General features: G+C 45.1%; 8 protein-coding genes. 6 read left to right on the top strand and 2 right to left on the bottom strand.

The genetic code is table 11. The features are described from left to right. Nucleotides 1–27: 27 nt before the first annotated feature. From G633_RS0115800 to G633_RS19575, 6 genes are all read left to right on the top strand, one after another. Nucleotides 28–3,618 (top strand): DUF5717 family protein, encoded by a 3,591-nt coding sequence (locus G633_RS0115800; protein WP_155834982.1) that lies wholly within the window; start codon nucleotides 28–30, stop codon nucleotides 3,616–3,618. A 6-nt stretch (nucleotides 3,619–3,624) separates the two neighbouring features. Next, nucleotides 3,625–4,923: a DUF5716 family protein gene (locus tag G633_RS0115795; RefSeq protein WP_026520513.1), complete on the top strand. Its 1,299-nt coding sequence runs from the start codon at nucleotides 3,625–3,627 to the stop codon at nucleotides 4,921–4,923. Nucleotides 4,924–4,929: 6 nt separating this feature from the next. Continuing rightward, nucleotides 4,930–5,772, top strand: a complete 843-nt coding sequence (locus tag G633_RS0115790) for a hypothetical protein (protein ID WP_026520512.1) — start codon at nucleotides 4,930–4,932, stop codon at nucleotides 5,770–5,772. Further along, the gene (locus tag G633_RS0115785; RefSeq protein WP_026520511.1) at nucleotides 5,772–6,950 is read left to right on the top strand and encodes a hypothetical protein; all 1,179 of its coding nucleotides are present in this window, start codon (nucleotides 5,772–5,774) and stop codon (nucleotides 6,948–6,950) included. The genes G633_RS0115790 and G633_RS0115785 overlap by 1 nt, the downstream gene beginning before the upstream one ends. 239 nt (nucleotides 6,951–7,189) lie before the next feature. Next, nucleotides 7,190–7,537: a PepSY domain-containing protein gene (locus G633_RS19580; RefSeq protein WP_022768535.1), complete on the top strand. Its 348-nt coding sequence runs from the start codon at nucleotides 7,190–7,192 to the stop codon at nucleotides 7,535–7,537. 248 nt (nucleotides 7,538–7,785) lie between these two features. Next, nucleotides 7,786–11,265, top strand: a complete 3,480-nt coding sequence (locus tag G633_RS19575; RefSeq protein ID WP_022768534.1) for a sensor domain-containing diguanylate cyclase — start codon at nucleotides 7,786–7,788, stop codon at nucleotides 11,263–11,265. 17 nt (nucleotides 11,266–11,282) lie between these two features. Here G633_RS19575 and G633_RS0115770 read toward each other — a convergent pair whose 3' ends face one another. Together G633_RS0115770 and G633_RS0115765 are read right to left on the bottom strand one after the other, a co-directional pair. After that, the gene (locus tag G633_RS0115770; RefSeq protein WP_022768533.1) at nucleotides 11,283–13,124 is read right to left on the bottom strand and encodes a diguanylate cyclase; all 1,842 of its coding nucleotides are present in this window, start codon (nucleotides 13,122–13,124) and stop codon (nucleotides 11,283–11,285) included. 71 nt (nucleotides 13,125–13,195) lie between these two features. Further along, nucleotides 13,196–14,377, bottom strand: coding sequence for an aldo/keto reductase (locus tag G633_RS0115765; RefSeq protein ID WP_026520510.1), 1,182 nt, complete (start codon nucleotides 14,375–14,377; stop codon nucleotides 13,196–13,198). Nucleotides 14,378–14,440 lie beyond the last annotated feature (63 nt).

Genomic DNA, 14,440 nt, shown 5'->3' with positions numbered 1-14,440 from the left:
CTATAAATTGTTTTTTTGGGGTGAATCGTGAGAGAAATTATTGATCAGCTTTTACAGGGGAAATATATGTATGCCCAGAGAAGTTTGGACTTCTCAACGGGCCGTGTTGAGCTGAATTTAGAGCCCGGAGAGATCATCGAGGGCTCTTTTACCATATTTGGACCTGAGAATACGCCGATCTACGGCAAGGTTTCATCAACAGAGATCAGAATGGAAGTCCTCACCGGAGATTTTTCGGGATCTCCTTACGAGGTTTCTTACAGGTTTAATGCCAAGGGAATGTCCCAGGGGGATGTTCTTAAGGGGCAGTTCAGGATCATATCCAATCAGGGAGAATTCGTTCTTCCCTTCGTAGCCACTGTGCGTCTGGATCACATAGCATCCAGTCTCGGTGACATCAAGAATCTATTTCATTTTGCAAATTTAGCCAAGACAAATTGGGATGAGGCGGTAAGCCTCTTTTATTCACGTGACTTCATTTCGGTCTTCAAGGGAAACGATGCTCAGTATGAGAGCCTCTACAGAGGTCTGTGTGTTGGCAGTGATAACGTTCAGAACGTTGAGGAGTTCCTCATCTCCATCAACAAGAAACAGCCGGTCCAGTTCATGCCGGATCAGGAGGAACTTCAGATAGACTTCACAGGTCTTTCCCATGAACAAGGGATTCTCATCACCAGAAACGGCTGGGGATACACGCATCTTTTGGCTGACGTAGACGGAGACTTCATTACGCTGGATAAATATGAGATCGGAGAGGATGACTTTACCGGTTCTTCCTGCAGACTCAAAGTAAGGCTGCGCACAGACAAGCTCCATGAGGGCAACAACTTCGGCAGGATCACTTTCCACAATAACTTTGTGAAGGTAGTGCTTCCCGTGACCGTATCTGTTGAGCTTGAACAGAGGCATCTTACAGCCGACTATCAGGAGATGAAGAAACTCACGGTAGAGCTGGTCAAGGTCTACGAGAACTTCAGCTGCAAGAAGATCACATCAAGGGCATGGCTGTCTGAAACCGGCAAGATAATTGCCAAGATGAATGCCATCGACGATAAGGACTTAGAGGTCAGGCTCTACACAGCTCATTATTACATCACAGCCGGCAGGACCAACGAGGGCAAGTGGATCCTTGATCAGGCGGCAAAAGAGGCACTGGAAGCCCCGGGAGATACCCTCTACAGCTACTATCTCTACCTGACAACTCTCTGCAGCAGAGAGGATGCCTTCATCAATGATGTTTCCGAGAGACTTGAGGGAATCTTTAGAAGAAATCCTGACAACTGGCGAATCGCCTGGCTCTTACAATACATTTCGGATGAGTACACCACCAGCAGTCCCAGAAAGTGGATGATGCTGGAGGAACAGTTTACTCTGGGCTGCAGAAGTCCAATCCTGTACCTTGAGGCCATGAATCTTTTAAATGATTCACCCTCAATATTAACTCGCCTCGATGAATACGAGCTCTACGTTCTTGAGTACGGAGCCAAGAAGCAGATAATCAGCTTAAATCTGATAGACCAGATCGTATATCTTGCTATCCGTGTCCGCAACTTTGACAAGAGGCTCTTCAGGATACTTAAGGCCTGCTACGAGATCAAGGAAAACGACGAGGTCTTAGAGTCCATCGTCTCTCTCCTTATCAAGGGCGGTAAGACCGAAAGCTTCGCCTTCGAGTGGTACAGAAAGGGCGTTGAGAGAGAACTTCGCATAACAAGGCTCTACGAGTACTACATGATGTCCATCTACACTGATGAGAATGGGCTTCTTCCGTGCGAGATAAACAAGATGGTTTTGATGTATTTCTCGTACCAGAGCGATCTTGAATACGACAAGAATGCAATACTTTACAGATATATCCACGAGCACAGGGAGGACTATCCTGAGCTCTACGAGTCATACGTGCCTCAGATCGAGAAGTACCTCATGGCTCAGCTGGACAAGGGCAGAGTTACCAAGGACCTTGGCTATCTTTACAAGAACCTTCTCACAAGACAGATGGTTGACGCAGCCAATGCTTCCAAGGTGCTCTCAGTTCTTTATACCTCACAGATCATTGTCCCGGATAAAAGAATTAACGGTGTGATCGTAGTCTACGACAAGTGCGAGAGAGAGATGCGCTATCCGGTAGTCGACGGAGAGGCCTTCGTTCCGCTTTATGGCAGCGACTATGCAGTTCTTTTGACTGATCACGAGGACAACAGGTATGCATCCAGCATTCCTTACACAAACATAAGGCTCATGCTTCCGGGCAAGCTTTCTTCATACGCGATTCCATATATCCAGAAGGGAAAAGAAAATCTGGATCTGTTTTTGTGCGACCTTGGTAAGAACGCCTACACCATCGATATGGACAACGTCGGCAGATACAGAGATCTTGCCAGCTCGGAACTGGTGCGCAAGAGCTGCAGGAACGAGATAAGAGGAAACCTCGTTCACTTCTACTACGACAACGATTTTACAAGGCAGCTCACAGAGTATCTGCTTGATATAAGTCCTGAAGACCTCACAACTACTGAGCGCGGAGAGATCCTGGAACTCATGGTAATGGCAGGGCTTTATGAGAGAGCGCTTGAATGGGTCAAGGAATATGGCACTTACGGCATAGATGCCAAGGTAATACTTCGTCTGTGCGTAAGGCTACTTGACAGGGGAATGCTTGATTTTGGGGCAAAAGAGCTTGAGATCGCCCACTACGCTTTTGCAAACGGAAAGTATGACGAGCAGCTCCTTAGCTACCTCATTTCCGGATATAACGGAACCATCAAGGAGATGAGGGATATCTGGAAGGCATCCGAGTCCTTTGGACTTGATACCTATAACCTGGCTGAGAGAATGCTTGTTCAGATGCTCTTTAGCGGATCCTACATCGGAGAGAAGATCGATGTGTTCAGGAACTATGTAAGCAGCGGAGCCAATACGGACATCGAGATGGCTTTTATAACTCAGAGTGCCTATGACTACTTCGTACACGGGACAGTCATCGACAGATATATATTCGACCGCACAGAAAAGCTCACGCTTGAAAACATGAGATTGGCTGAGGTGTGCAAGCTGGCATATCTTCGCTATTACGCTACAGATAAAAGGTCTGATGAGGAAATCAACGAGAAGGTTGCTGCAGCCTATATGAGGGAGCTTCTTTCAAAAGAGATATTCTTCCCCTTTTATACAGAGTACGAGGAACTGCTTCCCGATATGGTGCAGTTTATTGATAAGACCATGATAGAGTACAGGACTGTTCCGGGAAGACACTGCATCGTTCATTACAGACTCGATGATGATGCTCTGGGCGAGTACAGAACGTCTGAGATGAAAGAGATGTTTGAAGGCATCTATGTCACTGAGTTTATTCTTTTCTTTGGCGAGCAGATGCAATACTACATCACCGAGGACGGCCAGGAAGAGGGAGCTTTAACTGAGAGCGGAACAATCCAGAAGAGTGACATCACAGGAGGCCGCATGGCATCAAGATACAGCCTTATCAACGACATCATGATAGGTGAGACTCTTCAGGATTATGATACCGTGGATGCTTTGATCAGTGAATACTACAAGAAGAAATACATTTGCGAGAAACTGTTCACCCCGCTTGATCAGCAGCTGAGTGAGGAAGGATAAGATTTTATGTTGTTTGGAAATTCTGATACAAGGCGCTTTGTGCTGGGATATGATCTGGGAGAGAAGGTCTCTCAGATAAGCTATCTGGCATCTGATGCAGATATGCCTGAGACTCTCTCGGTACTGGCCGGCTCAGAACTTTATAATATTCCCACGATCCTTTGTAAGAGGAAGGACGTAAATCAGTGGTTCTACGGCAAAGAAGCCGTAAGGCACATCGATGACGGTGACGGATACGAGGTGAGCGGACTTATCGCAGCAGCCAAGGAAGGAAAGCCTGTTGCTGTGGGAAACACCGAGTATGATCCGATAGCTCTTTTGACCCTGTTTGTGAAAAGAAGTTTATCCCTTCTGTCCATGGAAGTTTCTCTTGATAACGTGGATGCGATCATGTTTACTGTCAGGAGCCTCGACCACAGAATGGTGCAGGTTTTAAATGCTGTGACAACAGCGCTTGAGCTTAAGACGCCAAATGTCTTTTACCAGAGCCACGAGGAGAGTTTCTACAACTATATGCTCTATCAGCCTGAGGACCTTACTCATCACACAGTCCTTGCATGCGACTACGACCATGAGGAACTCTCTGTATATGAGATGGACCTCAACTACAATACAAAACCCGTTGTTGCAACCATAGACGTTAAGACCTTCGATGATCTGTGGCTTGATGAGGGCTTTCCAAAGGAGGCAGCTCTTTTCCACAAGACCTGTGAGAGGCTCGATGACGAGTTCCTTACCATTATGCAGAAGGTCTGCGGCGAGAAGATCATCTCAACAATCTTCCTTTTGGGAGACGGCTTCAGGGAGAAGTGGCCAAAGAGATCCCTTGAGTTCCTCTGCAGGACCAGAAGGGTTTTTCAGGGCAACAACCTCTTTAGCAAGGGAGCCAGCATTGCTGCAAGAGAGAGAATACGACCCAGTGGCAATGCTAACAGATTCGTTTTCCTTGGTGAGGACAAGCTTAAGGCCAACCTTGGAATGAAGCTTTTAAAGTGCGGAACGGAAGTTTATCACGCGCTTCTTGATGCCGGTGTTAACTGGTATGAGGCCGGTACAAGCTTTGATATAATCATGGACCCCAGCGGAATCTTGAATATTGAGGTAACGCCCCTTACAGGCAAGACTCCGAGGATTGTCCAGTTATATCTGGATGGCCTTGAAAAGAGACCTCCGAGGGCTACAAGACTTCGCATTGCGCTCAGCATGGGAAGTGTGAATGAAGTAAATGTCAAGGTCACGGATCTTGGCTTTGGTGAGCTGTTCCCGGCCACCGGAAAAGTATGGGAGCAGACGATTGAGGTGTGATAGTTTATGAGTAAACCAATTCTTTGCATAGGACGATATGCAGAAAATCCATATCACATAGAGAAGATTGGCAGAAACGTGTACTGCATCGAAGAGCTTTGCTATTGCATCGTTCAGAATGCGTTCCTTCTGGATGAAGATAGCTTTGATGAAGAGCTCTTTGACTGGATCGAATCAGAGTGCTGTCTTCAGAAGCTTGCCGATGAACTTAGAAGCATGGCGGCCAAGAGGTGCTCCATGGCTTCACTTGCAGGAACCATCCTTGATTACGTAGGGTACAACACCAGGAAAGAGGTGGACAAGACCGAGGAAATCCTTAGAGGCAATGCCGGCATGGACGTCTACAAAAAGAAACTCCAGCGTGCTGATTTCCTTATGAAGAATGACAGGTTCACACAGGCGTTCAAGGAGTATGAATTTCTTTTGCATAATACTCCGGACATTGATCTGAAGCTCAGGGCCTATATCAAGCACAACGAGGGAGTTATGTATGCAAGGCTGTTTTTGTTCGACAAGGCAGCAGCCGTGTTTAAATCTGCTTACGAGGACAGCGGGAACAGGGAATCCTATCTGCAGTATCTGGCAGCGATCAGGATGAGCCTGTCGAATAAAGAGTATGTGTCTTTTATTGCAGATTCAGACGAAGCCTTTGAGGCATCAATGGAGCTTGAGAGCAGGATGAAGGAAGCGGAGGAGCTCTATGCATCAAGCAAGGACAACCTGATGCTCAGGACCCTGGCTGTGTACAAGGCTGAGAGCAAGATGCACGAGTATTATGATCAGGTGGGCGAGATCACCGATGAGATGAAACTTACATACAAAGAACTGGTAAAAGATAAGGTGAAGTGATGGGCTTATTTGATATCTTAAAAAGCAGCGACAAACGCGACGACTGGGCAAAAGAAACCAAGCTCCAGGACTGGAACGACATCGTCTATACCCGAAAAGATGTGGATATAGATGATCCGGTCCAGAGAAGGGAGTATATAGGGAGCTGTCTGCAGCAGATGCAGGAAGCTTCAAGAGAACTCGACGCCCTGGAAATGGAGTACAATGATGTGACTTCGCACCTTCGTGACATGGAGGAGATTGATGCTCTTCCGCCGGAGCAGAGGGCGGAGATCAATGAGTGCGCCAAAAAGATCTTAGAGTCTCAGGAGCAGCAGGATAAGTTTGACAGGCGAAAGAGCCGCATGACGGATGCGGAGTTTGAGCATATGGAACGTCTTCAGTCCGATGCCAAGGAAGGCGCCAAGAAGCTTGCTGAAGCCGAAGATTACCAGAAAAAGATAAGGAACGACTTAAAGCGTCTGGACAGTGAGCGTGAGGCCTATATTTATCAGGAGGACGATATCCTTACCGCGGTGGAAAATGACAGGAAGCTTATAATTGCTATCTCCATTGCACTGGTGGTTATCATGATCTTCCTATTGTTCCTGCAGTTCGGACTGGGACTGAATGTTGTCTATGGCTACATGGTGACATTCCTTCTTGCAGCAGTGGCAGTGACATATCTGTACATCCATCAGAGCAACGCTGCATCTGAGCTCAAGGTGGTCACTAAGTCCATTTCAAGGCTCATCATGCTGCAGAATCAGGTCAAGATACGATACGTCAACAATACGAACCTTATAGATTACCTGTGCCTTAAGTACGGTGTGAATACGTCAAAAGAGCTTACGGACATGTACGGCAAATATCTCCAGGAGAGAAATGAGCGCGCCAAGGTTGAGGATGCAAGAAGGCTTCTTGATTCCAACCAGAAGGACCTCGTCTATATGCTTAGGCACTTCAGAGTCAAGGATCCTGACATCTGGATCCATCAGGTGGAGGCACTTCTTGATCACAACGAAGAAGTTGAAATAAGACACAGCCTCAATGTACAGCGTCAGTCCCTGCGAAAGCGCATGGAGTACAACCGCGATATTGTAGCCGGCAATGCCAAGGCTGAGATCGAGGATATGGCAAGACAGTATCCCAAGTATACGCAGGAGATACTGGATATGGTTTCAAGATATGAAGATTGATTTACCGGAGCCTTCGGGCTCCGGTTTTTTGTTTGAAGAGTCAGTGAGTCAGTGGGGACGTTTCAGTTTGACTCATTTTGCGCGGCAAAATGAGTCAAACTGAAACGTCCCCACTGACTCACTGACTCTTCAAAACCTGTGTGACAGTTGTGTGATATTGGCGGTGATAAGATTACATCAAGATAAAACAAAACAAACCAAGCAACACAAAAGTCGCACAGAGAAAAGGAGAAAAAGTTATGAAGAAGATTATCGCATTGGCAGCAGCAATTGTTACATCATTAGTTATCGTATTACCTATCGTTCCACCAACAAAAGCACTTGCAGCAACACCTGAAGCAGTTAAGACAGTAGCTCCCATGAAGGTTGCAGGAGTAGCATCCGGAGTTACAAAGAGCCAGGCTCTTGAGATCGCATTAAAGGATGCCGGATATGAGATGGCAGACACTCTTTATACAAAAGTTAAAAAAGACCGTGATGACGGCATGGAAGTTTACGAAGTAGAATTCAGAGTTGGATTCGTAGAGTATGAATATGAGATAGAAGTAGCTTCCGGTCTGATCATCAGCTTTGACATAGATGACTGAGTTTTAACTCAGCAGAGAAATTGATTACGATTTTACCGAACACTTCTTAATCATAATTTTCTCTCTCTCTTAGGAAACAGGGAACGCCATCATGGCGCTCCCTGTTTCCATGTTAAGACGGCCTAAATAAGTTTATTACATTTTAATATATTAATATATTACCTTGCCTAAAATTTTGTCACCTGTTTACCGTTTGTGATAAAATGTAATATAGATAATGATGTGCATCTAAATGTCGGAGGCTTTAAGTGGAAAAATATCGGTATGACAGCACGACATTCAAAATATTGGAGAGCACCAGCGTACCTTTTGCTGTATATCAGTATATAAACAAGCGTCTGGTGACCATTCTATTATCTCAGGGATTCCTGGACTTTTACGGATATGAAAACAAACAGGACACCTATGATCTGATGGATAACGACATGTTCAGGGATATTCATCCCGACGATGTGGCGTTTATTGCTGATGCTTCACATAGGTTTTTGGAAGATGATGATCCCTATGATGTAATCTACAGATCGAAGATTCATGGTGAGTACAGGATAATTCATTCCTACGGAAGACATATCTACAAAGAAGACGGCACAAGGCTTGAGATGTGCTGGTACACGGACCACGGCCCATTTGTTGAAAGTTCGGAATTTAAAGAAGATGGAAGTATAGCATCAGCACTTAGCATTGCCATCATGGATAGGAGTGCAAACAGAACCTTAAGCTATGACTATCTGACGGGCTTCCCTTCAATGACAAACTACTTTGAGCTTGCGAATGAAGGCTGCAGGGTCATGAGAGAAAGTGGCAGGACACCTGTCATCTTGTTCCTTGATTTTAATGGCATGAAGAGCTACAACCAGAAATACGGCATGGAAGAGGGAGACCGTTTTCTGGTAGCTTTTTCAAGAATCCTTATAGATCATTTCAGCAGCAATAACTGCAGTAGGTTCAGCGCGGATCACTTCTGCGTCTACACGGATTCTGAGGGTGTAGAGGATGTCTGCCAGACTATCATCGAACAGTCCAAGAATATCAATGGCGGCAAAACAATGCCTCTTAGAGTCGGTGTCTATTACTATGACAGCGACGATGTCACCATAAGTGCAGCCTGTGACAGGGCCAAGCTTGCCTGCGATTCTGACAAGAAGACTTATGATGCCCATATCTATTACTTTGATAAGGCCATGATCGCTGCCCTTGATAAGCAGCGCTATATCGTGGAAAATCTGGACAGAGCCCTGGAAGAAGAGTGGATTCAGGTTTATCATCAGCCTATCTTCAGAGCAGCCAACGACCATATCTGTAACGAGGAGGCTCTTGCAAGATGGATCGATCCGGAGAAAGGCCTGATAAGCCCTCAGGATTTTGTTCCTGTGCTTGAGGAAGCCAACAGTGTATATAAGCTCGACCTTTACATGGTTGATAAAGTCCTTGAAAAGATGCAGGGACAGATGGCACACGGAGTTTATGTGGTGCCTGAATCCGTCAATTTCTCCAGGTCTGATTTCTATACCTGCGATCTTGTGGAGGAAATAAGAAGCCGTGTCGATAAATCAGGGCTTGGCAGGGATAAGCTGATCATTGAGATTACTGAAAGTGCCCTGGCAGACGACATTGATTACATGACCGTTCAGATAAAAAGGTTTAAAGAGCTTGGATTTACTGTGTGGATGGATGACTATGGCAGTGGATATTCATCACCTGTAATTTTGCTGAAGATCCCATTTGACCTTATTAAGCTGGATATGCTCTTTGTGAGCCAGATTGATGAGAGCAGGAGTGGAAGGATCATAGTCACAGAGATTGTGAGAATGGCTATGGCTCTTGGACTGGAGACTATCGCCGAGGGTGTGGAGACTGAAAAACAGGCGGAGTTCCTTAAGGAAATCGGCTGTACGAAGCTACAGGGCTTCTTATTTGCAAAACCGCTCTCACTGGATGAAATATTCGAAAAGAGAGAGACGATAAGTGCAGAGATGTTCGAAAATCCTGCAGAGACGGATTACTATGCTCAGATTGGTAATGTCAATCTCTACGATCTGTCTATCTCCAAGTCGGATGATGATAAGCTGTTAAATTACTTTGATACCATGCCAATGGTACTGGTAGAGGTTGGGGAAAAGACATTATCCATTTGCAGATGTAATGAATCCTTCAAGAAGTTCTTAGATAAATCCTTCCCGGGACGCCTTGAAAGAAGAAAATTCAATGTCGGAAAATATGAGAATATTCCGGGAAACTATACGCTTAATGCAATCGTTCAGTGCGCTATAGAGGGAAGAAGAACCTTTATAGATGATATAACAGAAGATGGCAGAAGCATTCAGCTGTTCATGAGAAGAGTTGCCGTCAATCCTATTACAGGTGACAGTGCAGTTGCAATTGTTATTCTGTCTATTTCTGATGGTTCTAAAGCTGATACAGGCCTTACCTACAATTATATTGCCCGTGCTCTTTCTGAGGACTATGTAAATATGTACTTTGTAAAGATGGATACCGGCGATTTCATAGAATATGCTCCGGATGGTTATAACAGTGAAATAACAGTGGAAAGACACGGCAATAACTTCTTTGAAGAATGCAAGAAGGATGCTCAGAAACAGCTATATAAGGATGATATAGATGAGTTCTTCAATGTTTTCAACAAGGAGTACATCGAAAAGAGTCTTAAGGAGAACGGCACTTTTACACATACCTACAGGCTTATGAGAGATGGTGAACCTGTTTATGTTAACATGAAGATTGTTGCGATAAGAAACAGGAAGAATGAGATCATTATTGGTGTTAACAATGTTGATGCCCAGATGAAACAGAAGGAAGCCATCGAAAAGCTCAGGGAGGAGAGTCTTATATATTCAAGGATCAGTGCTCTTTCCGGAGATTATATGGCTATCTACATCATTGATCCTGCGACAGATGAATACGCGCTGTACAGCTCCAAGGAATTCTACGCAACTTTAGGTACTCCGGAACAGGGACCTGACTTTTTCAATAAAGCCGTAAAGGCCGGTGAAAAAGTCATCTTCAAGGATGATTATGCGCTCTTTAGCAGCAGACTTAACAAGGAGAATGTACTAAGGCACATAGAGGAAGACGGTATCTTTACACTTAATTACAGGCTGATGATAGATAAAAAGCCTGTATACGTCCAGATAAGAGCGAACCTTATCCATGAGAATTCCGAAGACCGAATCATTATGGGAATTTTAAATGTTGATAGGGAGACCAGGAAGGAACAGGAATATAACTTCAATCTGATGGCAGCAAGGGAAGAAGCCAACATTGATGAGCTTACAGGAGTAAAGAATAAGCATGCCTACCTGGATATGGAAGAGGTCATCAATAATCAGATTAATGAAGGTGCATGTCCTGAATTTGCCATTGCAGTCTTTGATCTCAATAACCTTAAGGCCATAAATGATACTAAGGGACATCAGGCCGGTGACAGATATATCAAGGACGGATGCAAGATCATCTGCAAGACATTTACCCACAGCCCGGTATTCAGGCTTGGAGGCGATGAGTTCGCTGTTATAGTAGACGGCGAAGACTATGATAATCTGGAAGCAAATATGGAAAAGATCGCAAAGATCAATCAAAAGAACATGACCACCGGAAAGGTCGTGATCGCAGCCGGAGCCTCCAGATTTGCCAGAGACAAAAATGTGGCCGCTGTATTTAAGAGAGCGGACAAGAGCATGTATGAAAATAAGGCAGAGCTTAAAAGCTAAATAAGAAAAGCAGTCGATCATCTCGACTGCTTTTTTATTTTATACATTTCTTCATCAGCGGCATTGATAGCCTTATTAAGGTCCATATTACTATCAAATTTTGTGACGTAATAACCTATGGCGGCTGAGACCTTAAGGCCAAGCTCCTTGGAGTCTTTCTGAAGGTCTTTATCAACGCCGGCTTTTATCTTTTCGGGATCGCAGGGACCTATGATAAAAGCAACCATTTCATCGCCTCCGTGCCTGAGGCACAGAGCATCCTCCGGACAATTGTCTTTTAACCTGGTTGCTACAGCCTTTATGGCAGAATCACCTGCCGAGTGGCCAAGGTTATCATTTATCTTCTTAAGGCCGTTTAGATCGGCCATGATGACCGTGGCATCTTTTCCGATGTTTTCCGGGTTTTCCTTCAAGTCCTCATACTTGGAGTAGAAGGCAAGTCTTGTATAGAATCCTGTGAGTGCGTCGTTCTGATACATTCGCTGGATCTTATCACGGATAAAGAGCTGGTAGCGCATGTTTATATAGCTGCCAAGACCCATGCCGATGGTGCTGGTAAGACTGGAAGTCTTGGAGTAATCGATCATGTCGTATCTTGGGAAGGAGTAGCAAATATAGCCCGGTGATTTGCTCATGTATTCAAGGGCGTTGAATATCAGAGGATATCCCTTTTCTATCAGCTCATCAAGATGTGGCACAACGGTATCCGGATCAAAAGGAGTTACTCTGTCCTCATCTATATATGAGTCATAAATGAGGATTTTATCTGTGGTGTCAGTATCTTCAAGGAAATAGTTAACTTCCTTGTTGAGGCAGGCAGCATCAAGAATGATACACATATTATTCGACAGAGGGCTTCGCAGGAAATCCAGGCAGTCCTCAAGAGAGTTACTGCTTATGATCCTGGAAGTGAAATCCTGCATTATATGGATGTCATCCTGGTGATGATAAAATCTGTTGTTAAAGCTGTGAACCGCGGAGATGGCGCTTGGAGTCATGCGCGGACAGCCACAGGATTCATTGGGCAAAAACTCAGGTATAACAGACTGATGCTGCAAACCTTTGCCTGCAAAAGTGTCTTTTACAACCTGTATAACAACCTTGGCAAGATCTACACTGCTGCATTTGGCGGTGGTAACGCCGGGGGTTGCAAGGGACGCTTCGTCAAGTCCGTCAAAACCAGTAACCATAACTTCCCCGGGAACCATGATCATGTGCGTGGTAAGAACATCACAGACGTTGATGGCCATGATGTCGTTGGCGCAGATGATGGCATCCGGAAGAACATCCCTTTTAATGATCTCTTCGGTAGCAGCTCTTGCAGGAACTGACCAGAAATCTCCGTAACTTAGCATGGAGTCATCGAAAGGAATGTTGTTCTCGGCAAGAACCTGTTTGAAAACATCAATTCGTTCGTCAGAGAATTTATTGTTATGCTTGCCGGCCATGAAATGAGGGCGCCTTGCCCCGTGCTCTTCAATGACATGCCTTACAACGGTCTCAAACCCCTTCCTGTAATCGAAGTTTATTGTGGACACATCGTCATACTCACCATCTATTACGATGGCCGGAACATTCGCCTTTTTTGCATTGTCGATGATCTTTCGAACAGTCTCTCTGCTCTTGATTTTCTCGTCCATTATGACGACAGCATCTACTTTATCAAAAGGAATGAGGTCATATACGGATGTTTCCGCAAGAAAGCCACACTTGTTGCCAATCTCGGCGTTTATGGCATAGATAAAAAGACGGCAGTCAAACTTACTTAAAAGGTTACTGAACTCCGTGATAAAGGTAAAAACCTGGGAGTCATGTATTCTGTATGTACATAAAGCAACAATTTTCTTACCGTTGATCATGATATTTACCTCTAGAGAAAATTATAACATAAAAACGTGGAGCAAATTAAGACTTACTCCACGTTTTATAGTTAACTTCTTAACATAAATTTCCTCACAATATTTATGCCGATCCTGTATGGAAGCGGGCGGATAACTCTGTCGGCTTCCTTTATTTTCTCTCTGATTGGAATGCTCTGTGGACAGTGCTGTTCACACTTTCCGCAGCCGATGCACTGTGTGGCAAAGGCCGGATCCTTTTTAAGACCAACAGTCTGAGCATACTCAAATCTTGCTGAGGACTTGCTGTCGACAGCTGTCATGTTGTAGCTCCTGAACAGTGCCGGAATATCTACGCCTCTTGGACACGGCATGCAGTATCTGCATCCGGTGCAGCCCACAAGCTCTGACTCTGAGATTATCTGTTTTACCTTATCTATGACTTCGAAGTCTTTTTCGGTAAAAGAGTCTGCTTTGGCCGATGATGCGATCCTGCAGTTTTCTTCTACCATCTCTATGGAATTCATTCCTGAAAGAACACAGGTTACTTCTTTCTGATTCCAGAGCCAGCGAAGACCATATTCAGCGGGTGTGTAGCCATTGTCCTGAGAAGCTATAAGGTCTTTTGCCTTCTGAGGAAGCTGATTTACAAGCTTACCACCGCGAAGAGGCTCCATGATCACAACAGGAATATTCTTCTCTGCAGCATGTAAAAGACCTTTCCTTCCTGCCTGGGAGTGCTCATCAACGTAGTTGTACTGGATCTGGCAGAAGTCCCAGTCATAGGCGTCAAGGATTCCGATGAAATCTTCAGTGTTTCCGTGATAGGAAAATCCGATGTTCCTGATCTGGCCGGAAGCTTTCTTCTCGGCAATCCAGTCCTTGATTCCGACGTTCTCAAGCTTGTCCCACTGGTTCATGGCTGTCATGTGGTGCATGAGATAGTAGTCCACATGATCTGTGCGGAGGCGACGGAGCTCCTCATCAAAGTACCTGTCCAGTGCAGCTCTGCTTCCAACAAGGTATTGGGGAAGCTTGGTGGCGATGTTAATCTTGTCTCTGATGCCGTTGCGCTCTAAGATCTCGCCCAGCGCAGCTTCGCTTCCGGAATAAACATAGGCGGTATCGAAGTAATTGACACCGGCGTTGTAGGCGGCCATTATCTCTTTTTCTGCCTTATCGATGTCAATGCTGCCACCCTTTGTGGTGAATCTCATACATCCGTAGCCAAGGATGGATATGGGTTCACCGGTCTTACTTTGCCTGTACTCCATAATTGAAATCCCCTTTTATAAAAATAAAAAAATGGTCGTGTTAGCACAATATAATTGCATAAA

The sequence above is a fragment of the Butyrivibrio sp. FCS006 genome (assembly GCF_000424525.1).
Taxonomy (GTDB): Bacteria; Bacillota; Clostridia; order Lachnospirales; family Lachnospiraceae; genus Butyrivibrio.
Note: the sequence above shows the minus strand (reverse complement) of the source record. Positions and strands in the feature narration are given on the sequence as shown.